Origin of the sequence: Geosporobacter ferrireducens (genome assembly GCF_001750685.1) — a bacterium.
In the GTDB taxonomy this organism is placed as follows: Bacteria; Bacillota; Clostridia; order Peptostreptococcales; family Thermotaleaceae; genus Geosporobacter; species Geosporobacter ferrireducens.
In genome coordinates, this window is sequence record NZ_CP017269.1 from 821,230 (window position 1) to 845,485 (window position 24,256).

24 protein-coding genes and 1 other annotated feature are annotated in these 24,256 nt (G+C 37.9%); of the genes, 9 read left to right on the plus strand and 15 right to left on the minus strand.

From position 1 onward, the window contains the following. Positions 1-159: 159 nt before the first annotated feature. The 5 genes from Gferi_RS04225 to dapD are packed head-to-tail and all read left to right on the plus strand — an operon-like array spanning position 160 to position 4,444. Positions 160-927: a DeoR/GlpR family DNA-binding transcription regulator gene (locus tag Gferi_RS04225; protein ID WP_069974393.1), complete on the plus strand. Its 768-nt coding sequence runs from the start codon at positions 160-162 to the stop codon at positions 925-927. A gap of 29 nt (positions 928-956) precedes the next feature. Continuing rightward, positions 957-1,955 carry an aspartate-semialdehyde dehydrogenase gene (locus Gferi_RS04230; protein WP_069974394.1) on the plus strand — a complete coding sequence of 333 codons (999 nt, stop codon included), beginning with the start codon at positions 957-959 and terminating at the stop codon, positions 1,953-1,955. A 60-nt stretch (positions 1,956-2,015) separates the two neighbouring features. Next, positions 2,016-2,897 (plus strand): 4-hydroxy-tetrahydrodipicolinate synthase, encoded by an 882-nt coding sequence (gene dapA, locus Gferi_RS04235; protein ID WP_069974395.1) that lies wholly within the window; start codon positions 2,016-2,018, stop codon positions 2,895-2,897. Between the two features lie 13 nt (positions 2,898-2,910). Then, the gene (dapB, locus tag Gferi_RS04240) at positions 2,911-3,666 is read left to right on the plus strand and encodes a 4-hydroxy-tetrahydrodipicolinate reductase (RefSeq protein WP_069974396.1); all 756 of its coding nucleotides are present in this window, start codon (positions 2,911-2,913) and stop codon (positions 3,664-3,666) included. A gap of 40 nt (positions 3,667-3,706) precedes the next feature. Then, positions 3,707-4,444: a 2,3,4,5-tetrahydropyridine-2,6-dicarboxylate N-acetyltransferase gene (gene dapD, locus Gferi_RS04245; RefSeq protein ID WP_069974397.1), complete on the plus strand. Its 738-nt coding sequence runs from the start codon at positions 3,707-3,709 to the stop codon at positions 4,442-4,444. Between the two features lie 52 nt (positions 4,445-4,496). Here the strand turns inward: dapD and hpt are convergent, their stop codons facing one another. The 10 genes from hpt to Gferi_RS04290 form a co-directional block, all read right to left on the minus strand. Beyond that, the gene (hpt, locus tag Gferi_RS04250; protein ID WP_069974398.1) at positions 4,497-5,027 is read right to left on the minus strand and encodes a hypoxanthine phosphoribosyltransferase; all 531 of its coding nucleotides are present in this window, start codon (positions 5,025-5,027) and stop codon (positions 4,497-4,499) included. Between the two features lie 152 nt (positions 5,028-5,179). After that, entirely contained in the window at positions 5,180-6,466 is a 1,287-nt protein-coding gene (locus Gferi_RS04255) for an L-cysteine desulfidase family protein (RefSeq protein ID WP_069974399.1), read from the minus strand. 682 nt (positions 6,467-7,148) lie between these two features. After that, positions 7,149-8,918: a sigma-54 interaction domain-containing protein gene (locus Gferi_RS04260; protein ID WP_069974400.1), complete on the minus strand. Its 1,770-nt coding sequence runs from the start codon at positions 8,916-8,918 to the stop codon at positions 7,149-7,151. A gap of 61 nt (positions 8,919-8,979) precedes the next feature. Next, positions 8,980-9,912, minus strand: coding sequence for a 1-phosphofructokinase (gene pfkB / locus Gferi_RS04265; protein ID WP_069974401.1), 933 nt, complete (start codon positions 9,910-9,912; stop codon positions 8,980-8,982). Positions 9,913-10,012: 100 nt separating this feature from the next. After that, positions 10,013-11,881 (minus strand): TaqI-like C-terminal specificity domain-containing protein, encoded by a 1,869-nt coding sequence (locus Gferi_RS04270; RefSeq protein ID WP_069974402.1) that lies wholly within the window; start codon positions 11,879-11,881, stop codon positions 10,013-10,015. A 108-nt stretch (positions 11,882-11,989) separates the two neighbouring features. Next, positions 11,990-12,127, minus strand: a complete 138-nt coding sequence (locus Gferi_RS28440) for a hypothetical protein (RefSeq protein ID WP_169832944.1) — start codon at positions 12,125-12,127, stop codon at positions 11,990-11,992. A 140-nt stretch (positions 12,128-12,267) separates the two neighbouring features. After that, positions 12,268-12,918 (minus strand): single-stranded DNA-binding protein, encoded by a 651-nt coding sequence (locus Gferi_RS04275; protein WP_069974403.1) that lies wholly within the window; start codon positions 12,916-12,918, stop codon positions 12,268-12,270. A 129-nt stretch (positions 12,919-13,047) separates the two neighbouring features. Continuing rightward, on the minus strand, positions 13,048-13,902 hold the full coding sequence (locus tag Gferi_RS04280; protein WP_069974404.1) for a Mur ligase family protein: 855 nt from the start codon (positions 13,900-13,902) through the stop codon (positions 13,048-13,050). Positions 13,903-14,159: 257 nt separating this feature from the next. Continuing rightward, a complete protein-coding gene (locus tag Gferi_RS04285; protein ID WP_069973765.1) occupies positions 14,160-15,668 on the minus strand; it encodes a sodium-dependent transporter in 1,509 nt (502 codons plus the stop codon). A 111-nt stretch (positions 15,669-15,779) separates the two neighbouring features. Then, positions 15,780-15,979: a binding site (T-box leader), on the minus strand. Between the two features lie 109 nt (positions 15,980-16,088). After that, entirely contained in the window at positions 16,089-16,865 is a 777-nt protein-coding gene (locus tag Gferi_RS04290) for a polysaccharide deacetylase family protein (protein ID WP_069974405.1), read from the minus strand. Between the two features lie 156 nt (positions 16,866-17,021). On the opposite strand from Gferi_RS04290, the gene Gferi_RS04295 reads away from it, so the two are divergent. After that, positions 17,022-17,951: a Na/Pi cotransporter family protein gene (locus Gferi_RS04295; RefSeq protein ID WP_069974406.1), complete on the plus strand. Its 930-nt coding sequence runs from the start codon at positions 17,022-17,024 to the stop codon at positions 17,949-17,951. A gap of 25 nt (positions 17,952-17,976) precedes the next feature. Here the strand turns inward: Gferi_RS04295 and Gferi_RS04300 are convergent, their stop codons facing one another. Then, a complete protein-coding gene (locus Gferi_RS04300) occupies positions 17,977-19,071 on the minus strand; it encodes a polysaccharide deacetylase family protein (protein WP_069974407.1) in 1,095 nt (364 codons plus the stop codon). Positions 19,072-19,270: 199 nt separating this feature from the next. Between Gferi_RS04300 and Gferi_RS04305 the strand changes: the two genes are divergently transcribed. After that, the gene (locus tag Gferi_RS04305; RefSeq protein ID WP_069974408.1) at positions 19,271-19,459 is read left to right on the plus strand and encodes a hypothetical protein; all 189 of its coding nucleotides are present in this window, start codon (positions 19,271-19,273) and stop codon (positions 19,457-19,459) included. Positions 19,460-19,497: 38 nt separating this feature from the next. Here Gferi_RS04305 and Gferi_RS04310 read toward each other — a convergent pair whose 3' ends face one another. Further along, a complete protein-coding gene (locus Gferi_RS04310) occupies positions 19,498-20,187 on the minus strand; it encodes a 4Fe-4S double cluster binding domain-containing protein (RefSeq protein WP_069974409.1) in 690 nt (229 codons plus the stop codon). Positions 20,188-20,526: 339 nt separating this feature from the next. Here Gferi_RS04310 and Gferi_RS04315 point away from each other — a divergent pair, with 339 nt between their 5' ends. Together Gferi_RS04315 and Gferi_RS04320 are read left to right on the plus strand one after the other, a co-directional pair. Continuing rightward, positions 20,527-20,730, plus strand: coding sequence for an alpha/beta-type small acid-soluble spore protein (locus tag Gferi_RS04315; RefSeq protein WP_069974410.1), 204 nt, complete (start codon positions 20,527-20,529; stop codon positions 20,728-20,730). 140 nt (positions 20,731-20,870) lie between these two features. Then, a complete protein-coding gene (locus Gferi_RS04320; protein WP_069974411.1) occupies positions 20,871-21,398 on the plus strand; it encodes a DUF4364 family protein in 528 nt (175 codons plus the stop codon). A 31-nt stretch (positions 21,399-21,429) separates the two neighbouring features. Here Gferi_RS04320 and Gferi_RS04325 read toward each other — a convergent pair whose 3' ends face one another. The 3 genes from Gferi_RS04325 to Gferi_RS04335 form a co-directional block, all read right to left on the minus strand. Next, entirely contained in the window at positions 21,430-22,362 is a 933-nt protein-coding gene (locus Gferi_RS04325) for a YncE family protein (protein WP_169832964.1), read from the minus strand. A gap of 258 nt (positions 22,363-22,620) precedes the next feature. Further along, positions 22,621-22,824, minus strand: a complete 204-nt coding sequence (locus Gferi_RS04330) for a hypothetical protein (RefSeq protein ID WP_069974413.1) — start codon at positions 22,822-22,824, stop codon at positions 22,621-22,623. Between the two features lie 110 nt (positions 22,825-22,934). After that, positions 22,935-24,236 (minus strand): bifunctional folylpolyglutamate synthase/dihydrofolate synthase, encoded by a 1,302-nt coding sequence (locus tag Gferi_RS04335; protein ID WP_236932691.1) that lies wholly within the window; start codon positions 24,234-24,236, stop codon positions 22,935-22,937. Positions 24,237-24,256: the final 20 nt, after the last annotated feature.

The window sequence follows — 24,256 nt, forward strand, 5'->3', positions numbered from 1 at the left end:
ATTCAATATTTATACACCCATCCTTCACTTTTTTGTATTTTTTTGCTTTACAAATATTTGATAATTATGTAAGATAAATGTAACCAAATTTTCACAACTATATTATAATAATATTAGCAAATGTTCATCATAATAGATGAAGAGATGGAGTGATGATTTTTGATAACAGAGGCACGGAGAAAAAAAATACAAGAGCTGATTGAAAGAGAAGGAATCGTAAACCTACAGCAGTTAGTAGATCGTTTTGAGGTTTCTATTTACACCATTCGCAGGGATTTAAATGCACTTGAGGAACAGGGTTTGTTAAAGAAAACCCATGGTGGTGCCGTTAAAGTAGAAAAAACCCGCTGGATTCCCAGTATGGAAACTGGAAAAAATGAAGCCTTTGAGGAAAAAAAGAAAATTGCTCATAGGGCTGCTGAACTTGTTGAAACTGGTGATACCGTTATGCTTATGGGAAGTACCATTGCCCTATTAATGATTCCAATCATCAGGGATAGAAATGTAACTGTTGTAACCAATTCCTTGGATATTGCAAAAGAACTTTCTTTACTCCCCAGCATTGAGACGATTCTTATTGGTGGAAGAATTAAAAACTTTCGCGGCAATATTTTAGGTTCCCGTGCCGTCAATGAACTGCGCAACTACTACTTTGACAAATCATTTATTCCTTGTGCAGGTATTAACAGCACCTTCGGCGTCAGTACTTCCACTTTAGACAGTGCTGATTTTGTAAAAACAGTTATCCAATGCACAAGACAAAATATCATTATTGCAGATTATCGTAAAATTGGCCGATCTACTTTTGCTAAAGTAAGCGACCTTACTCCTGTCGATTTGTTAATTACCGATGATCAGGCAGACAAGGATGAGCTTCATCGTCTAGCTAAGGCAGGCATTCGTATCGAAATTGCAAAAACACTATAATAGAACATATAACAAAGGGAGGATAAACAATGAGAAAAGTTAATTTAGCTGTAGTAGGTGCTACAGGAATGGTAGGAAGAACATTTTTGAAGGTTTTAGAAGAAAGAGATTTTGCATATGAAAATCTTTATCTCTTTGCATCCGCAAAATCTGCTGGTGAAAAAGTAATTTGTAAAGGCAAAGAATATATTGTTGAAGAACTTACAGAGGCTTCTTTTGATCGCCCTATTGATATTGCTTTATTCTCTGCTGGAGGGGATATCAGTAAGATATTTGCCCCAATCGCCGCTTCCAAGGGTGTAACAGTAGTTGACAATAGCAGCGCATGGCGGATGGATGAAAATGTTCCACTAGTCGTTCCCGAAGTGAATCCTCAAGATATTTCCTGGAATAAAGGAATTATTGCAAATCCAAATTGCTCTACCATTCAAGCAGTTGTTTCCTTAAAACCACTCCATGAAAGTTATGGCATCAAGCGGATTATTTACTCTACCTATCAATCCGTTTCAGGTACAGGTGTAAAAGGTGTCGTTGATTTGGAAGAAGGTTTAAAAGGCAATGATCTCATGGCAGCCTATCCCCATCCGATTGCAAACAATTGTCTTCCTCATATTGATGTATTCCAAGAGAATGGCTATACAAAAGAAGAAATGAAAATGATTCTGGAAACACAAAAAATTCTAGGTGACTATGACCTTAAAATCACTGCTACGACCGTTCGCGTTCCTATCGTTAATTGTCATAGTGAATCTATCAATGTAGAGCTGGAAAAGGCCTTTGAATTGAAAGAGATCGTAGAACTGCTTGGCCAGAGTCCAGGAATCGTTGTTCAAGATGATCCAAGCAGCAATCTTTATCCTTTAGCAAGAACCGCAGCAGGTACGGATGAGGTCTACGTAGGTAGAATCCGAAGAGATTTCAGCGTAGAAAACGGTCTTAATCTTTGGGTTGTCGCCGACAACATTCGTAAGGGTGCTGCCACCAATGCCATTCAAATTGCAGAGCTGCTTATAAAGGGTCTACAGTAACACACCCGTCCTGATGAAAAAAAGTATAATGATATTAAATATTTGGAAAGGATGAGTATAATGGCTTTGTTTACCGGTTCCGGCGTAGCGCTGGTCACACCATTCCAAGAAGGCAAAATTAATTATCCTAAAACAGAAGAGCTTCTCAATTGGCATGTAGAGCAAGGTACAGATGCAATCATCGTTTGTGGAACTACTGGCGAATCTTCTACCATGAGCGATGAGGAACAAAAAGAGGCAATCCGCTTTGTCGTAGAAAAAATCAATGGAAGAATTCCTGTTATCGCAGGAACAGGCAGCAACTGTACGTCTCATGCAGTAGAAATGAGCAAATATGCAGAATCAGTAGGTGCTGATGGGCTGCTGGTCATTACCCCTTACTACAACAAAGCTACGCAGAAAGGCTTAATCACCCATTTTACAACCATTGCCGATGCAGTAAATATTCCTATTATCATTTACAATGTACCTGGAAGAACAGGTCTCAACATTTCACCTGCTACCCTGGCAGCACTTGCAAAGCATCCGAACATCCAGGGTGTAAAAGAAGCCAGCGGAAATATCTCTCAGGTTGCAGAAATCGCACGGCTTGTTCCAGAAGACTTTTATATCTACTCCGGCAACGATGATATGATCGTGCCTCTAATGTCTCTAAGAGGTTCCGGTGTGATCTCTGTAGTGGCCAATGTGGCACCAAAGGATACCCATGATATGGTTCAAAAATTTATTGATGGTGATATTGCGGGTGCTTGCGCTCTGCAATTGGCAATGAAACCTTTGATTGATGCACTGTTTATTGAGGTAAACCCCATTCCTGTTAAGGCAGCGATGAATCTCATGGGTTACGCTGTAGGGGATCTCCGTCTTCCCCTTACAGAGATGGAGAGCGCTAATCTACAGATATTGAAATCCAGGATGCAAGAGTATGGTTTAATCAAATAAAGGAGGTGCTCCTTTGATACGTGTAATATTAAACGGATGCAACGGAAAAATGGGCAGAGTTTTAGCCAAATTGATAAACGAAGAGAAAAGTATGGAAGTCGTTGCAGGAATTGATCGTGAAATTGACAAATTTGACAATACTTTTCCTGTATACTCCAACATATTTTCCTGCTTAGAAAAAGGAGATGTACTAATCGATTTTTCTCATCCTAGTTCTATACGAAATACCTTGGCCTTTTGCGTAGAAACAAAAACGCCTATGGTTACTGCAACTACTGGTTTAAGTGGAGAAGAAATGACCCTTTTTGTCGAGGCATCAAAATCCATTCCAGTCTTCCAATCCTCAAATATGGCGGTAGGTGTAAATGTAATCATCGACTTAGCTGCACAAGCCGCAAATGCTTTAGGAAATACATTTGATATCGAAATCATCGAAAAGCACCATAACAAAAAGGTAGATTCCCCTAGTGGAACCGCCTTCATGATTGCTAATGCATTAAATGAAACTTTTGAACAAAAAAAAGAGTATATCTATGGAAGACACGGCAATGAAGATCAACGTACAGAAAACCATATCGGCATACACGCAGTACGGGGTGGAACGATCGTCGGTGAACATACCGTCATATTCGCTGGTCCTGATGAGATTATAGAAATAAAACATACAGCGCTGTCTAAAGACATATTTGCCTTAGGTGCTATTCGAGCAGCGAAATTTATTACAGGTCAAAAAAATGGTTATTATAATATGAAAGACCTGATTAAATAAAAATCGATTATATTTTTTAATGAAAGGATTGAATATACTAATGACGACGGAAAGAGAACTAGAAAATAAAGGACTGGACTTAACTGATCCTTACGCCATTGCTCGTTATATAAAAGAAGCAAAAAAATCTACCCCGGTAAAAGTCTATGTGGATGGTTCTCTAGCAGCCTTTTCACAAGAAGGTGTTCAAAAATTTGGCCATGATAATTTCTGGGTACTATTTGGAGAGCATGAAACGGTTGCAAAATTCTTAGAAACCTATCAAGAGCATATTTCAAACTATGTTCTTGAAAATGATAGAAGAAATTCTGCCATCCCTATGCTGGATCTGAAAAAAATCAATGCCCGTATCGAACCAGGCGCTATTATCCGAGATCGTGTAAAGATTGGAAACCATGCAGTGATTATGATGGGTGCCGTTATCAATATTGGTTCTGAAATCGGAGATGGTACAATGATCGATATGAATGCGGTGCTTGGAGCCAGAGCTACTGTAGGAAAAAATGTTCATGTAGGTGCAGGCGCTGTTCTAGCTGGTGTATTGGAGCCTCCAAGTGCAACACCAGTGATTATTGAGGATAATGTAATGATTGGCGCCAATGCAGTAATCTTGGAAGGTGTAAAGGTAGGAAAAAGCGCGGTGGTTGCCGCTGGCTCCGTAGTTACAAGGGATGTCCCGCCTGATTGTGTGGTAGCTGGTATTCCCGCACGGATCATCAAAGAAAAGGATGCACAAACAGCTGATAAAACAAAGCTTCTGGACGATTTAAGAGGATAGTAACAAATAAAAAATGCCAATAGCGATTTTTACGCTATTGGCATCTTCATTTTTAATCTACAAAAGCAAAAACATAGGGAATGTTTCGGTAATAATCTCCATAGTTTAACCCATAACCGACAATGAATTTATCAGGGATGGTATAGCCGATATAATCTGCCTCTAATACAGTCTTTCTTCTGGAAGGCTTGTCCAATAACACACAGCTCTTGATGCTGGCAGGATTCTTCTTGCGGAGATGCTCTAAAACAAATTTCATCGTTAGACCTGTATCTGCAATATCATCTACTACTAGGATATCATAACCCTCTACACTTTCTTGAACATCATATAGAATTTCCACTTGTCCGGTAGATTCTGTGCCATGTCCATAACTTGAGGTTGCCATAAACGCAATTTTCACTGGCGCATCAATCTCCCGCACTAAATCCGCTGTAAAGATAAAACTTCCCTTTAATAGAGATACTACCAGAAGTTTTTTGCCTTGATAATCTACAGCAATTTGATTTCCCAGTTCCTGTACCCGCTTATGTATATCTTCTCTGGTAAACAGAACCTCTTTTCTTTTTTTCTCTATATCCATTTTTCTAATTCCCTCCATAATCCTTCATTTTCCATCAATTTCTGCTATAATTAATAACTATTCTAATCGAAATCAATTTCTTTGTCAAATAGAATACCCTGTCTGCTCGCAGATTATTTAACATTTCAAGAGAATTAAAATATACCGGCAGCTTATTGCATATTTTGCATAATCCCTAAAATTACATCATCTGTAACCGTCATGCCTTCAATCCCAAGCTGTCCCAAATTTTTTATAGATTCCTCAGCAGTTAAGCCTACAATTCCGTTTTTTGCTGGTACAATCACGCACTGCATGGCCAGCAAAGCCGATTGTATTGCAGTGGCGGCAGCTGTAGCAAGCTTTAGTGCGCAGCCTACTTTAGCACCGTCGCAAACCATCCCGGCGATATTGGCCACCATGTTTTTGATCGTGCCATTTATTTTTTCTTCATCCGCCCCCATCAGCCATGCAATGGCTACTGAAGCTCCAGTAGCTGCTGCAACCCCGCAGCCGCAAAGGGCTGATAGTCTTCCGGTGTAATGCTTGATATATCCAGTAACAATATGACTAATCGCCAATGCCCTTGCATAGCTTTCCTTTGTAGCATCGAATTTTTTCTGATAAGCAGCGATAGGCAAAATCGCTGTTAAGCCATGATTTCCACTGCCGTTACTGCTCATAACGGGAATAGGCGCTCCTGACATTCGTGCATCTGCTCCTGCTGCCGTCAACATCATAGCATAGTTTATCAAATCATCAGATAGAATTCCTTTATTCATATTATCAAGGAATCCCCTACCCACACCCATGCCCATCGAGTTCTCCAATGCAGCCTTTGCCACCTGCGCATTCATCTCCAGACCATCTAAAAGAAAGGCCAACTCTTGCCAATCGATACTTTCTATTGCAGCAATAATTTCAAAGATCGATGTCCGATATAATTCAGAGACATTTACTTTTTCTAGTGTTTCATTTGTCATAGAATTCAAAAGCACCGTACCATTCTGTTCTAAATATACAAATTGATTATGTTTTTCTGATATTATCACCTTTGCAGAACTTTGCTTTGATTGAATGGTCACTTCTACATAAACCTTCTCTTGCGTATCTTTGATTTCAAGGCAGACAATCTTTCTTTTTACCATCTCTTTAGCCAGTTGGATTTCACGATCTCCTAGTTTTTCTAATACCTGAAGCTCTTTCTCAGGCTTTCCTCCTACAATCCCTAATGCGCCGGCAATCTGCAGGCCCACTTCATCTGTATAAGGTATTCCAACACACAAACCGTTTTTATAGATATTGGGGCTGACCAGAATATTTACGTTGCTGATCTCCTCGTTGTTAATAAGCTCCCTTGCCTTTGCACAAGCCAATGCTACAGCTACAGGCTCTGTACATCCTAATGCCGGAACTACTTCGGCTTTTAATGTATTAATAATTTGAGCTTTTAGATTCATATCCATTTCTCCTCTCTCTTCTTTGTACGTTAAATCTATAGGTTGGTTTCCTATGGTTTAATCGTAGGGGAGAACAGCGTTCTCCCGTTATATAGATACCTATCGACGGACGAACACTGTTCGTCCCTACATGCTCATCGTTTCTTTTGTAAGATCGGCGGGCCCCTCTCCGACCCTCCTCACCGTTACACTATTCGGGTGGGCCGGGTCGTCCACCTCTGCAAGCAGGTATCAGGATGATGCGTCACAACAGAGGAACACCACAGGGAGTGTTCCATGCATCACATACCGACAGGCTGTTATTTCCTGTAGGGGAGAACATTGTTCTCCCGATGCATATCATTAGCGGGCGCACACTGTGCTCCCCTACATTGTCTCCAACATAAGGATAGCGGTAAGGGCAGACCTGTGTGTCTGCCCAAAGAGACGGCAAAATTAACGGGTGGACACATAGGTCCACACTCCACCAATATGTCCCATTATACAACTACTGCGCCATAGAAATAAAAAAGTATAAAACATGCAGGACAATTCGAAAAACCCTCTCTATTTGTACTTTTGCAAAATCTGTGCCACATGAAAAGCATTGGTATTTCAATAGCAGCAAATAAACTCGTCTCAAAATGAGACCAGTTTGGCATTAAAAAATCTCAAAATGAGATTTTATATCATTTTGAGATTCTTATAATTGATAATCCTTCATTTTTCGATAGAGAGTGGCACGACTAATTCCCAGTACCTCAGCTGCTTTGTCAATGGCTTGCTTGGATCCGCCAAAAGCTTTTAATGCTTTTTGAATTTCTTGCCGCTCTAACTCTTTGATTGGCATGATCATATTTTCCTCTCTAAAAATCATGCTTACTATCTCTTTACGCTTTAACCGATTCGGCAGGTCTCCATCTACGATCTTTTCCCCACTGCACATATTGACCGCATATTCTATCGTATTTTCTAATTCTCTGACATTCCCCGGCCAAGGATAGGTAATCAACCGACTTAAAGCATTAGAATCCATCCCTTTGACGTTTTTCTCCAGCTTGCGATTGCATTTTTCTAAAAGTGCCTTTACCAGTATAGGAATGTCTTCCTGCCGGTCCCGTAAAGGCGGAATGTTGATAGGAATCACATTCAAGCGATAAAAGAGATCTTTTCGAAATTCTCCATCATTCACTTTTTCTTCTAAATTCTTGTTGGTAGCAGCAATTACACGCACATTTATCGAAATATAATCCTTAGCCCCCACCTTTTCAATTACACTTTCTTGAAGGACTCTTAAAAGCTTCGTTTGTAAATGCAATGGCATATCTCCAATTTCGTCTAAAAAAATCGTCCCTCGATTCGCCAATTCAAATTTTCCTGACTTTCCACCGCGCTTTGCTCCTGTAAAAGCACCTTCTTCATATCCAAAAAGCTCGCTCTCTAACAGCTGCTCTGGAATGGCTGCACAATTAATCGGAATAAAGGGTTCTTTTCTTCTACTACTATGATAGTGAATGGCTCTGGCAAAAAGCTCTTTACCAGTACCACTCTCTCCCTGAATCAGTATCGTAGAGGTTGATTGGGCGGCTCTTTCGGCCTCTTTTTTCACTCTCACTAAACAACTACTATTGCCAATAATATTTTCCAGGCTGGTTTCGATCATTCCTGTAGTAATATCGTTTACAGTCTTTAGTGCTTCTGATATTTTCATAAAACTAAAGACAATGCCAACAGCTTCATTCTCCATCAGGATAGGATTTGCATTAAAAATCCCACGCATTCTGTGCCCATCTCTGTAATAAGCAAATTCTTTATTCGTTAATCGGCAACGCTTTTTTAATAGCTCCTCGAAAGAAATATTCTCTAAAAGTTGTTGTATTTTCATTCTTTCCAGAAGGCCTTCTCCGATACCAAAAAATTCTTCTGCTTTTCGATTAAAATGAATGCATCTTCCTTCTTGGTTCACCGCAATAATTCCACTGTCTACCGCATCCAATATGGTTTCCAACTCTCTTGCCAAAAGCTTTATTCTTTCAGTTTTTTCCTCTTCTACTAACTTTGCAGCAATCAAATCTGACATCCGATTTAAAAACTCCATCAGATTATCTTTATTGTGCAGTACTGCATGCTTTTGCTCTCTGCTGAAGGCAATTAAGCCGATGACACCAATAACTTTTTTCTCTATTTTGATAGGACAACATACCTGTGCATACTCGCGGCAATGCATTTTTTCCGTACATCGCAGACAAGCACCATGCTCACCGGGGTTTTCGATCATAAACCCTTCTCCCTGCTGTAACGCATAGCTAAATACAGAGTTCTCATTTAGTCTTGTTCCAATTTGCTCCACATAACAGCCTGTTGCAGCAATTCTATTCAGTTTATGATCTACAATGGTTACATCTACTTTGATTACACTGGCTATAACCTCCGCAATATGTTGTACGCTGGAAGCAATTCGAGACAGATCCATCGCTACCATTCCTTTTCTGTCTATTTTCTACAATTAGTATATCAAAAAAAAGGCCAAACTTTTAGTCCAGCCTTTTAATTTTTATCTCATCATTAAATTTATTTACCAGTTCTCTGCTAATATATCCTACTTTTTCTTCCAAGGCATTGGCACTTCCCGCCGCCACTGCATATTTGAAGGCTTCCTTAATATCTTGATTGCGGTAAAGCGCAACAGCAAATCCTGCAACAAAAGCATCTCCACAACCAATGGTGTTAATAGCCGATATCTTAGGTGCACATATCTTATAAATTCCTTCTGGCGTCGTAAAAATAGCTCCTTTTTCTCCAAGAGAAATCGCCACTACTTGAATTCCTTGTCTGCATATGTATTTTGACTCATATATAATTTTATATTCACAATCTAAATCATAGCCTGCTAATTCTTGCAATTCTTCTAAATTCGGTTTTATCATAAAGGGTTTAGCCTTTATGGCTTCTTCTAAGTAACTTCCACTGGCATCAATAATCATGCGGACATTGTTGTCTCTGGCAATCTTCACCATATCCCCATAAATCGTTTTTGGAAGTCCTGGAGGCACAGTACCTGATGCCACAATGACTTCACTGTATTTTAAGACCTTTACAAATTCTTTTACAAAAGCATTGAGTTCTTTTTTTGAAACCATAGGCCCCTTTTCATCCATAATGGTCTCTGTTTGATTCAATGGATCTACAATAGCAGTGAAGATTCTCGAAGCCTCCTGAATCCATACAAAGGAAGTATGAATATTAAGCTTTTCCAACTCTTCTCTGATAAATTGTCCAGATCTGCCACCTAACAGGCCCGTAGCATTAACATTTTCTCCTAACAGAGCAGCCACCCTTGCTACGTTCAGCCCTTTCCCTCCGGCAGACACTTTTACATCATCAATAGTATATTTTTTATTTGGTTTAAAATCCTTGATGATATAAGACCGATCGATGGCCGGATTCAAAGTAACTGTCGTAATCATACAATCTCCTTCTCATGCCTACAAATTTCAAACAAAAAGTACAAATTATATTATAAGTGAAAACATCCTATGATGCAAAGACTTTTTACGCGGATTTTGTCTATATTTCTGCATAAATGCTTTCAATTTCCTCTATTTCCCTATGTGTCAGCTCAAATAACTGATAAACTAAGTAATCCAGCTTATGTTGTTGTTTAGTAATTTCTTTCTCAATTGAAGAATGTTTGTATTTATGACAATTATACTCTTTATTTAAATATTCTATATGATTTACATATCCAATAAAATGCTTCTGTGTACCTAAATTTTCTATTTTAATCGGACTATTCTGAATATGATAAATTTTCATTTGTGGAAATAGCTTCTTTCCCTCATGAATAAGGCTGTGATAAAGGAAATTAAGCAGTTTAGAATTCAGCAGGGCAAGTATATATTTTAATTCTAATTTTTCATTTCTGGACAAACAAGCGTAGAGAGTATTTAATAGAAAATAGTTCTGATCATCATAAGCTGCTATAAACCGGTCTGCTGTCTGTCTTATCATCAACTTGGGCTGCAATATAAACTCCTCTCTCATAAAAGTAGCATATTCTCCAAGGCTCCGGTCAATAGAACTGCGATCATTCAGCAGATATAAACCTTTCCATTGGTAACCGTAACGCCAAATATCTTTTCCTTCTAAAATAGGTACCTGATGCCCATTTTCCTTTCTATTGGAAATTAATTTATTTCTAATATTGCCGGTAGCAATTCCTGCAATAATTTCACAATTCTCTTTAAGGGGAGGGTAACTTTCTCTGATACGATCTCTTAATTGAAAGACTTCCGTACTTGAATGAATGTCAAATACATTTTTTAATGTATTATAATAATAAGATTGTCTGATTTTTTTAAAATTGCTCTCTTTTAATCCCCTTTTTTTATTTGCTGCCTGTCTTAGATTTTTTGCAAGAATTAAATTATTTTTTCTATTGTCATCCTTGTTTTTTACAAGAATTAGAATACACATATCCATAGAAACATTCGAAAAAATTCCTTCACCTAGGTTTATTACCTGGGAAATAGCACAGGTTTTCAATATTTTTTGTCGGATTTCCGCAAAATTATTGTTTAACAGAATACTTGCAGGTACAATATATCCAAGAATTCCTTTTTCGTTCAAGTTCTGAATACTTTTTTCTATGAATACACTAACAAGGTCAAATCGTCCCTTTGCCGTCTCAAAGCTTTCCTTTAAGATCTCTTTATCAAGATATTTATTAATTTTTCGATTTTCCAAATAGGGAGGATTTCCTAAGATCAAATCATATGGTGCACAGAAGTCTGCCTCTAAATAATTCCCATGTATAACCTGCAGTTTGCTTTCCAGACCTGCATAATCTAAAGTACGAAGCTTATGCCCCAAAGAAATTTGAAAGATCTCTAATGCTGTTTCATCCAGATCTACAACCGCCAGATTATGCTGTATAATAAGAGGCAGACTCTCTTTTGGGCTTAATCCCTCTCTATGTTGATATATATCGATTAACTTATCAATCATATAAAAAATGAAATTACCGCTTCCGCAGCAGGGCTCCAAAATCCTTACATCCTTTAAGGATTTTTCTGGATGTTGAATGAAAAACTGATCCAGGCTGTTGTCTACAATATACTTTACAATCCAGTTCTCTGTATAATACTGAGAAAATCTCTCCTGCTTGCCGTTTCCTTCATGAAAGAATTGATAAATCCATCCCAGTACATTCTCTATCGCTATATCTTCCGTCATCAGTGTTGCTATGAAATGTTTTAGATGGTTTACTTCTGCTTCTTTAAATAGGCTGTTGTGAAAAACCTTATTTTTAGGTAAAAAAAATCCTTCCAATACTAAAGAAAAAAATGAATGAAATAAAGTCTCTTCCTGAACATTGGTATATTTTTCTTTCAAATATTTTTTTATGTGAATAATATCCCGCCTTAGATTTTTCATAACATTCACCCTTTTTAGAACATATTTTACTTATTCGCTTCTACACTCTTTTTTCCTTGTAAAAAAAGTACATTATCGCAAAATGTACTTTTTTTCTAGTTGCTGCTATTAAATTTTGTCTTTAATATCCAGTTTATACAATAAATCTCGAATTTCCTTCAACAGCATAATGATTTTGTTGAGGGAGTATTGTATGGTTACCAATATAATCAGTAGAATGACAGCACCAACCAATATATAATTCAAACCCATCCCTCCTCTATTTTATCTTAGCCTCATTATAGCCTATTCATCCTCTTCCCGCAAATAGTAAAGCACATCTTTATACGGTACCAATAGACTGTACTGTACAAAGATGTGCTTTATAATATGTATGTAGGATTGCTTTAGTTTACCTCTCGATTATTATCCTCTTCTACGATCTCCATTTTAGAAATAGAGACCTCATAAGCCATTTTTGTAATCAGCTCCTCTTCATTTAGTCTCTTCTGATATTCACGGCTCTGTACTCTTCCCCAGATTTTAATATGATCTCCCACTTTCAGTTTCTCAGAGAACCTAGCATTTCTGCCCCATGCAATACATGGGATATAGTCGGATTTATTATAGGGTCTGTTGACAGCAACAAGCATATCCGTTATTTCTCTGCCAAAGGGTGTTGTTCGATAAACTGGATGCTTACAAATATAACCGTTCAAAAAAATCTGATTTGGGTTTTTTAATTCTTCTTCACCGCTATAGATCGTCATGTCCCTCGCAAAAATTGTTAACACCAGCTTATTGCTGCCATCCATATATTTGTTATAGGACCTCAGCTGCCCGTCGACCTTAACCATGGTTCCCAATGTCAAATTCAGGTCTACCAGAATACGCTCCGAAACAGTAACCGGTAGTACATCACTATGATCGCTCAATCTGGGTACCTTTATATCCAAGGTGTAAAATCCCTCTCCATACATTTCATGGCTAAATCTTAAATCAGAGTCCACTTCCCCCAGAACGGTCACGACATTCGTATCAATGATTTTATCTGACATTTAACCCCCACGCTCCTTCCCGATTCTTATGTACTTATTCAGGGTTAATCTACAACTATATTTATTCGTGCTAGGACGAGATTATGAATAAAGAAATAAAAAAAGAGAAAAATCTGCTTTTTCTCTTTTTCAATAGCTTATATATATTTTTTTCTCATTTTCTATCCTTCTGTCTTCTCCTGAAAACAAGAATATTTCTGAGGTAATTCCATCCGGTGGCACACCAAAAACCATAACACCGGTTGCAGCAGCTAATACACTATATACATTATTTTTTTCTGCCAACTTTATCTCTACTGGAAATTCCAGCGGTTCAATCTCTATACCATTTTTTGTTGTAATTCCCCGTTGGATACAGCAATAAAATTTTAAAAAAGGTGTGGTTTCAATGCTAGAAGCAGTTACTGTAGCCTTAGCCGATAATCCATAGGTAATAACCATCCGATCCTTTAGTACCTCTAGAAAATCTGTACAGATACAATCATCCATATTCACTGCGATAATACTCTCCTTTGGCAGATGATTGATTAAAACTTTACTGGATTCGATCTTCTCTTTTAATTCTTCACCGATGCTTATGCTATCCATACCTAACATTGTATGTATAAAAACATCAAAGGGCGTCTGCAGTAATGGATACGCTTTTATAAAGTCTGTATTCATCTGAAAAATAATAATATCCTTTTTTTTCTTGACTTGTTCTTGTAAATATTCAAAATATTCTTCCAGCATGAATAGGTGATTTTCTTCTCCTGTAGTGTTATAGAATAGCTCAGTGGTATTTTTAATATCCACAGAGAACCCGGAGCTTTCTAGCATATAGGCCATCATTTGTGCCGTAACAGTTTTTTCATTGGCCTCTAAAACGCCTATAAATCTCAATTTTTCACTAGGATAATCATGACGTCGGTTTTTAATGTCTATCCATTCCCTTAGGCCAGAAGTGTTCTCTATCCATTGTAATTCGTGATCACTCAATTTCATCACCTCGTTTCCTTCGATGATCTCTATTATTATTTTTCTCAGTTCATCTGCTTAAATATGTATGATTAAACAGAAAAAAGGAAAGTGTGGACAAACCCACACTTTCCTAAAATATAAATATAATCCTAATTTTTCAAGTTAAGTTCGATTATTGGTTGCTTTTTTTCGATAGGAAAGCCTTATTCAGAAGGTATATAAACCCACCTCCATAAAATCCTAAGGTAATCATCATCATAACAATCGATGTCGTTGACATATTATTTCGACCCCCTCGTATCCTCTAAGGCTGATTCCATAATGTCATGTCCCTGCCCAATCTTATTGGCCAGCCAATTGTTCGTCAGCAGTGCAATGCCAATGAGTACTGCAAACTGTACGATTATCGTTCCTACACTAAAGATTTCTCTTGGATCCCACCAGTTCCCCGGGTACCAGGTAATCGCCTGCCAGATCCACCAGCCGATAATCACTACGGTAAATACCGGGAATAAGGCCACACATACACTCCACCATTTTCCTATCTTGTAATCTGACCATGGGGTGTTGATGTCGTTGTTTCTTACTTTTTCAAGTCCTTTCTTCATCAGTGCTATGGCTACAAACAGTCCGCTTAACAGCAAGCCTACTCCCCATACCCAGTCTTGGTTGTCATTGATATTTAAACTGTAGGCCGATGGTACTCCTGCCAAGAATCCAACGATGATTACGATTAATGTTGCTTTCTTTCGCTCTACTCCTGCATCCATGATGTTTCTTACCCCTACTTCTATCATTGGCAATAGGGAGGATAATGCTGCGATGGACATTGCAAAGAAGAATATGCCCGCTAGTATATTTCCAAATGGCATCGTCGGGAATAACTGCGCCAGATAGATAAAGGTCAGTCCTGTATTTCCTGCCGATAGGGCCGCATCTGCAAACTCTGTTGACGGTGACAATGCAAAAATTGCCGGCAGTACGGTCATTCCACAGATCAGGGCCCCTACGTTATCGCTAAAGCCCATGATCATACAGTTTCCTGCTATATCTTCCTTCTTCTTTGTATACACTGCATAAGTAATGATAAATCCCCATCCTGCTCCTGTTGACCATGCAGCTTGGGTAAAGGCTGCCAGCCATATCTTTGGTTCTGTCAGCATATGCAGCTTTGGACTAAATAAGAATTCCAAACCCTTTGCTGCCCCCGGCAATGTGACCGCTCTGAATAATGCGATGAGTAATAGTCCAAATAGGGTCGGTATCATGATTTTACTTGCTTTTTCTATTCCGTTTGTAACCCCTTTATATATGATGATTCCAGCTATACTCATTGAGATAAAATGAAAGAATATGGTTTGTGATGGTGTTGTTGTGAAGGCATTCCAAATTGCCTGTGTTGCTTCTGTTCCCATTCCCGGTTGGAAAGCTCCTGATACCGCTAGTGTAAAATACTTTACACACCAGCCCATGATTACGGAGTAATAGAACATAATGAGTAAACAGACTGCTGCAATCCACGTACCCATCCAGGTATATTTCTTGCCCATATAATCTCTGAATGCACCGATTGTACCCAGCCCTGTACGGCGTCCCATTACCATCTCTCCCATTAGGAGCGGAAGTACCCAAACAAATAGGGCAATTGTCCATGCGATGATAAAAGGTCCTCCACCATTGGCTGCAGCTACCCTCGGGAACCTCCAAACATTACCCGTACCGATTGCCATTCCGATAGAAGCTGCAATAAAGCCCCATCGGCTTCCCCATTGCTCTTTTTGTTGACTCATAAACACCCTCCTTTTTTAGTTATTTATAATAGTATTATTCTAAAAGTTCATTGTTTGCCGGCACTTTCCAATGAACTTTTCTGAAAAAAAGTAAAAAAACTCCCGTCCCTGTAAAGGGACGAGAGTTACCCGCGGTACCACCCTAATTAGCCGTTCCCGGCTCACTTTATTAATCGTAACGTGATTCAACGTAATGACTTGCTCGTCATATGCTCCGGAGCGGGTTCAAGAAGCTAGTTTGCAGATCTCTCATCACCAATCCGCTTTCTGTGAAACATCACACCTTTACTATTCTCCATCTTTGCATTTCATAATATTATGTTTATACATGATTTTATAGAATTATACACAAACTGTCAACTTGAAATTTTTGTTTATATGGAAAATTTATTTTTTAAGTATGTTCAGTAATCCGCTGTATTATTGTGGTACATTCATTTTTCTTTGCATTCCTGTATGATCAATATAATAATTTTCCTTCATAATGATCTGAGAGATCGGTACAATTTCATAGCCTTGTTTTTGCAATCGCTCTATCACTAATGGCAAATACTCTAATATGTATTTTGCATTATTATGAAATAACACAATAGAGCCTTTTTTTACGTTTCTTGTTACACGATCTACCACAGGTTGAGTTCCTAACTCCTTCCAATCCAAAGAATCTACATCCCATTGAATCACATAATGCTTATTTGCCATGACAGTTTCTATTACTTTATTACTATAGTCTCCAAAGGGAGGTCTAAACAGTGTAGGTCGTACACCAATCAAATTCTCAATCTTATCGCTGGTTGTATTTAATTCATGGGCAATTTGTTCCGTAGACAGTTTTGACATGTGAGGATGGGTGGTAGAATGATTTTCTACATCATGCCCTTTCTCGTGAATCTTTTTTACCATATCAGGATACTTATCTACCCAAAAGCCTACTAGAAAAAAAGTAGCTTTTACATTATATCGATCTAAAATTTCCAATATACCATCGGTGAACTGGTCTCCCCATGCAGCATCAAAGCTGATGGCTACCTTTTTTTCTTCTGTATCTACACAATAAATCGGTAGCAGCTTATCTTTATTCATAACGCTGAGAATGTGATTTCCCATATTCTGTGAATACATCAGCGTTGTGCCTAATACCATAATGAATATCAATAAACCTAATAAAACGCTTTTGCGAATGACGATAATTCTCATTCCTTTATCCCCCTTTCTGTATATGCATCGCTACTATAATACTAAATTTATTCGAAAATTGTCCTGATATTCCTGAAAATATTTATTCTTCTCAGCATATTCCCTCTAAAAAATAAATATAACATAATAGTGACAACGCTATAGGGAGGAAATGTTATGCTCCTAAAAATCACTGCTGGTGCGCTAGCCGGTATTTCAATTTTTTTTCTAGGTATGAACATGATGTCTGATGGAATTTTAGCTCTTGCCACGAGGAGATTAAAGGGTATTTTATCTACGCTAACGGCTAACCCTCTCTTAGGGATTCTTTGCGGAGTTCTGATCACTGCCCTTACGCAAAGCAGCAGTGGCACCACAGTAATGGTTGTAAGTCTCGTCAACGGAGGTGTGCTAAACCTTTATCAGGCTGCAGCTGTAATTATGGGTGCGAATCTGGGAACAACCATCACAGCACAGCTTGTTAGCTATGATTTTTTTGTAATAATTCCCCATGTTCTGTTCTTAGGAATTTTACTTTATCATTTGAAGCTTACAGTGATTATGAAAGAACTCGGTAGATTTCTAATCGGTTTTGCACTATTGTTTTTAGGAATACGTGTTATGATCGTTTCCCTCTATCCTCTAAAAAATCTATTGGGATTTCAACATATGCTGTTTTCTGTAGGAGACCATAAACTATTAGGTATTCTTCTAGGGGCTTTAACCACAGGCATTATACAAAGCAGCAGCACAGGTATTGCACTACTGCAGGGATTATCTTACCAAGGTCTTATAAATCTTTCTCAAGCTCTTCCGATATTGATGGGACAGAATATCGGCACCTGTGTAACCACATTGCTTTCAAGCTTTGCCACTGACAAAAATGGAAAACGAGCCGCCATCATCCATCTGCTTTTTAATTTTTTCGGAACCATCATACTATTTCCGTTCATTGACTTAATCGCTTCCTTTGTCGTAAAGCTCTCTCCTGACCTTACAGTACGTCAGATTGCCAATGCGCATACCTTGTTCAATCTACTAACCCTCTTATTGTTGCTGCCCTTTCTGTCTTTATTAGTAAACTTATCAAAAAAAATAATAAGATAGCTGTAGATGCTATCTTATCATTTCCTTATTCCTCTATAGTATAGGTCCGAATGCTTCTTTCTCCAACCTTATTGGGGTCCAATACCTCCTGATACTTCTCCGGTACTGTCACCGTATTGGGATCTCCATCAGATACGTAGCGGATACGGCTGCCTTTTTCAAATTGTGTCAGCCAATCGTATAAGCCTACGCCTTTTACGTATTTTTCAAGATCACTGGCACGTACTCTGTGTATTGCTAAGGAATTAAAGTCCTTATGATAGGGTGATTTGTAAGGATCCCAGCCCACCTCCAGGATGGCTATATTTTGATAAGTAATGCCTTCATGGATTCCTTTTTCTAAATAGGACATTAGACTTTTATCTTTGGGTTTAGATCCAAAAGGCAATGCCAAGGTATCAATCCTATAATCCGGCAGTACTTTTCCCACTAGATTCACGATTCCTGCCAGCTCCTTTTGAATTCTATCTGCATCCGCCTTCGTAAAGTCTACATGGGTAGCAGTATGATTTCCTATGTCCAGTCCTTTTTCTATTAAGTATTTTAATTTAAATTCTAGGTGCTCCTTTTGTCCGAAGGGTATATTGTCATTGATAAAGAAAGTTGCCTTCATTGGGAAATCAGGATGCTCTTCATGAAATTTTTCTAATATTCCTACGGCACTGTCAGGGTCAATGATCCATTCTCCATTTTCTTTTTGCAGCATATTGAAGTTGTTTTGCCTTCCATCATCAAAAGTCAATACGACAGGGGTATATCCTGCTTCCGTAGTAATATTACCCGTTGCATAATCTTTTAAAGAAATAGGCCGATAACCTTTTTCATATAATACTTCTAAATCTCTCCTAAAATTCTCTGGTGTTCTTGCCCATTCTGCCTCAGGTTCTGCAATGTGATGATACATGAGTACCATAATTTGTCCAGCCTCATTCGGTTTAACCTGCTGTAAATCGATCTCTTTTATAGGTTCCTGAATTTGTGCCTCTTCTGGAGTAACAACTTCCTGAACAATCGGTTTCTCGGTCTCTTTTACAGTATTTTGTGAAGCAGAGCTGTTGCACCCAGTGATGCCGATCATTGCTGCAATAGCCATAGCAATTAATTTCTCATTTGTTTTCATCTATAGGCCCCCTCCAATTGTTTTTCCTAAAATTCATTATATACCAGTATAATCCAAGAAACCAGCTGATTATAAACCAGAGTAATTAGTATTTTATTCCATTCCGTTTTGATCTAAAGAATATTTTATTCTTTTCCCATCCATACTAATAAAGAAGGATTCCAATGCTATTCAGCCGATAGAAAGGAAGTGTTTGCACTTGTCTATTATCAGAAGCCAATATACTACGGTAAAAGGTGAAAGAACTGAGTTAGGCAGAAGAACCTATAAAATCGAAGACAGACATTTTCATAAAGAGGCTAAGTCACAAAAAGCGCAGTTAGAAAGTGGCCATTTTCATGGAATCCGGAAAGATGTAAAATTAAAAATGCATCGAAAATTAACATAGGGTAGAGCAATCTACCCTATCTTTTTATTATCTTTTTATTATCTTTTTATTATTTTTCTGCCCATAGGACAGGATTTTACGCAGATTCCGCAGACCGAACCTCTTCCGATATGTTGATAATGCTGATGCATATGGGTACTACAGGCTTGCGCATCGAAGAGTTCTTCCCGTGGGATTCCAGGCTCCCATTGATTTCCACGAATGGCTAGTGCAGGGCAGTTTTCAACGCACTTTCTGCAGTTTCCGCACTGCGATGTATCCATAGGCACATCGTACTTCGGTATCCAATCGGTTAGAACGGTTCCTAATCGAACTCTAGGACCGAATTCTGGAGTAATCAGACAGGCACTTTTGCCAATCCATCCTAGACCTGCTCTTGTAGCTACAGTTTTATGTGGAAACACACCTTTATAAGTTTTTCCGTCTATATTTAGGGATTGTGAAGCTGCAATAGGCATAACTAAATATCCATCATTTTGCAGCACAGTAGCAATTTTTAATGTTACCTGATCGATGAAGGCATTTACCGTTCTGTAATGATGAAAATAAGTATGAGTAGGTGATTTTTGAATTTGACTAATGATTTCATCAGAAAGTCTAATAGCTATAGAAATCCCGGTCTTTAGGTGCATATATTCTTCCGGTAACAACATGCTTAAATCTGCATATCCGACTTTTGCAGCACCCCACTCTAAAATTTTTTGTTTTAGTCCATCTGCTTTTTCCATTCATTCTTCCCCCCATTAAAAATTTTTAAAAAATGTACTCTTATAAGTTGCAATAAATAGGTTACATCCGCTATGCCACGGGGACAGTTCCTCAGGCACATAAAAAACATCTGTGCCAGACGAACTGTCCCCATGACTCCGCTATTAAAATTTTTTAAAAAACGCACTCTATTTAGTTAAATTTTGTCAATCTAATATTCATATGCATCTTAACCAGATATTATACCTTATTACATAATATACTAACATATTTCATGATTTCAGTGGTTAAATTAATAGTACAACATCAAAAGATGTTGATAACGGATAATAACTACTAACCAATAGGAGGGAAATTTTATGGCAAACAGAAATAGAGCTGTCGTACCCGAAGCAAGAACAGCATTAAATCAAATGAAACTTGAGATTGCTGGAGAGCTTGGAATTTCTAACTATGAATCAATAGATAAAGGAAACTTAACTGCACGACAAAATGGATATGTTGGCGGTTATATGACTAAAAGATTGGTTGAAACAGCTGAAAGAAGCTTAGCTGGAAAGTAGTTCTAATAAAATTAAAAGGAGAAAGGTTCAAACCTTTCTCCTTTTAATTTTATGATTCAAAAATCAATTTTGTATGCTATAATCATAATAAGTGATGGAAACAAAATACAGTTTATAGATTATCAAAAGCAGGTGAGAGAATGTTTTATAATAATACACAACAGTTAGCCGAACATAAACTTTTATTGCTATATATATTAGATCGCTTTGAAATTCCTTTGACCAATACACAGTTTACTCAGTTTGTAATGGAAAGGGATTATATGAACTATTTTTTACTGCAACAATTTTTAGGTGAATTGGTTTCTTCCAGCATGTTGGAGTATAGTGAAAGTGAGGGTAATTTTTTTTACCTTATAACAGAAAAGGGCAAAAATACCCTTCAATTTTTTCGGGATCGTCTTTCTGATGAGTTGACAAACACCTTAGATCATGCTGTAGAAATGAAGAAACAAATACTTCTAAAGGAAATGCAAATACTGGCAGACTATACGAAGAAAAAAGAAAATGAATATGTTGTTGATCTAAAAGTAATCGAAAATGATATTGTACTTATTGATTTAAAGCTGAATGTAGTATCAAATAAATATGCAAAAGAGATTTGCGATAAATGGAAGCAAGATGCACCTAAACTTTATGGTGAGATTATACATCTTCTAATCCAGTAAAAGTCCTTTATTTTTCTAAAATAAAGGACTTTTATATACATAACATTCCATTGGGTTCAATCCCTACAGGAATCTGTTCCAATAGCTTTAGATTCATTAAGTCTACCACCGAGAGCGTGTTATCCTGTATATTCGCAGTCAGCAAATATCTTCCATCTGCACTCTTTCCAATACAACCCGGCATCCTTCCAACATCAATTCGCTCTATTACTTTTTGGCTCTGAATTTCCAAAACATTAATTGCATTCATCTCTGTATCAGCTATATATAAATAGAGTCCCTGATCATCAATTACTGCCTCCATCGGCATTTTACCAACAGTGATCCTGTGAATAATGCTGTAGTTGGTCAATTCAACCACAGATATACTACCCTTTTCCATTAATGTATATCCGGTATTGATAATATAAAGCAGTTTTCCATCTCTGCTAAGGGTAATATGATAGGGCTGAGGAGGTGTCAAAATTGTCCTTTCTTGTTCGTTACTGTTTGTATCAATCACTGTCAAAGAATGAGCATCTACGTTTACCACATATAGCTTCTTCTCATCCAGACTAAGCTTCATATCATGGGGCATGGCACCTACTGGAATCTGCGCTAAAGGCGCGCTGGTTTCTAAATCAATGGCAGAAACTGAATTTGAATCACTATTCACCACATAGAGAGTTTTATTTTTTTTACACATCTGTAAATGAGTAGGGCAGCTGCCTACGCATATATCATCAATCACTTTGTTTTTTATTATATCTACAATACTAATCGTAGCATTATGGGAATTTGCAGTATAAATATACTGTTTGTTATAGTCTATTACCATATGGTGTGGTCCAAGGGTTGGCTTTCGAATACCCCTCAGAGTTATACCCTGCTGCAATCCAATCTTTCCGATTTGCTGCAACTTATTCAAGTCAACAATCGAAATAGAATCTTCTCCTGTATTACAAATATAAACTTTGCTTTCCATGCCATTTCCCATCCCATCACCTCGTAGAAAAGACAGTTTTCATAATAAAATTAATTTATTATCATCATATGCACTTCTTCTATTGTTGTGAGATGTTTTTTAAATAAACACCAGGACGAGGTGAATTCATAATGTTCCAAAATGAAACGCCGTGGCATATGCCACGGCGTATAATAGAAAGCGATAATCTTGAAACGATTCGCGCTTCAGAATAATACAGATTTTCCCAATCAAAATCTATTCAAAATTAAATTTCTATTATCGGTAGAAAATCCGCTCGTATAGTATTTCCTTAGGACACTCTAATTTTCGAATTTTCGCCTCTCGAATCAGTTGGTCACACAAATGGGAAATTTCTCTATTATCAGGGCCTTTCTTCAGATGATCAAAGGTACTATAGATCTTTTCGATCAGCTCTCTATCATTCATTCTCTTAAAGGGTCTGAATAAGATCACTGTCATTCTGTCCCCTCCATTCTCATATATTTCCAAATATATGCGTAGGAAAGAAAAATATGACAAGCTTTCTATTATATGCTGTTAAAAAGCATCGGCACCCTAAATATTTTTCATCATTTTCTAGTACGCAAAATTGTTCTTACATCTCCAATCATATATAGGGAACCACAGAAAACAATAACATCCTCTTCTCCAGCCAACTCAAAGGCAGCCTCTACGGCCTGAGGTATTTCTGCTTCTTTCCTTATAGGCTTGTTGTACAGCATCACTTTTTCTGCCAGCTTATCTACAGGCAGAGCTCTCTCGTTATTGGGCTGTGTAAGAACAACTTGATCCGCCAAAGGTATCATCTCACTTAACATTCCACTAACATCCTTATCTCCCAATATTGCTATCACAAGCAGTATTTTCTTATGCGCGTAAAGTTTTGTCAGTGCCTTTTTTAGGGCAATAATTCCATGGATATTATGGGCTCCATCAATAAGCACGGTTGGATTTTTCTTCATAATCTCCAATCGCCCCGGCCAAACCGCCTTTTTAAAACCTTCATAAAGCGCTTCCCTCGAGATTGGAATGTGATGTTCGTCCATTAACACGTTCAAAGCCGTTAGCGCCACAGTAGCATTTTGGGTTTGATGCTCTCCTAGGAGGGAGATGGATAAATTTTCAAACTTTTCTTCTCCGCAATAAGTATTGAAGCATTGGCCTTCTTCATCGTATTTTAAGAGTTCAATACGATCTATGGCGGCCACACGAAGATTTGAATGTTGTTGTGCAGAAACCTCCTGTATAACCTTCATCGCTTCCTCTTTTTGTGGGTAAGATACAACAAAACTGTTTTTCTTTATGATACCTGCCTTTTCATAGGCGATTTTGTCCAGTGTATTTCCCAGATATTCTATATGATCAAAATCAATCGGTGTAATGACAGAAACAAGAGGATCATCAATCACATTTGTAGAATCTCCCCGTCCTCCCAATCCGACTTCCAACACAAGGTAGTCAACCATTTGCCGTTTAAAATACTCAAAGCCGATGGCCGTAACCACTTCAAACTCAGTAGGATGATTCATTCCTGAAGCAAGCATTTCCTCAACTTTTTCTTTGGTAAATGCAGTGATTTCCGCCAATTCCCCTTTAGGTATGTTCATACCGTTCACTCTTATTCTTTCAGTGAATTCTTCTAAAAAAGGAGATGTATATAAACCTACTTTATAGCCTTGTTCTACCAATACAGAACTAATAAAGGAAGATGTAGAACCTTTCCCATTTGTACCGGCTACATGGATTACTTTAAGCCCTTCATGGGGATTACCCATTAGATTTAATAGATATTTTATATTTTCCAATCCCAATTTACTGCCGAATTTATAAACACTTGAAATATATTCTAGTGCCTCTTGATAGTTCATCATAACGCCCCCTGTATGTTATT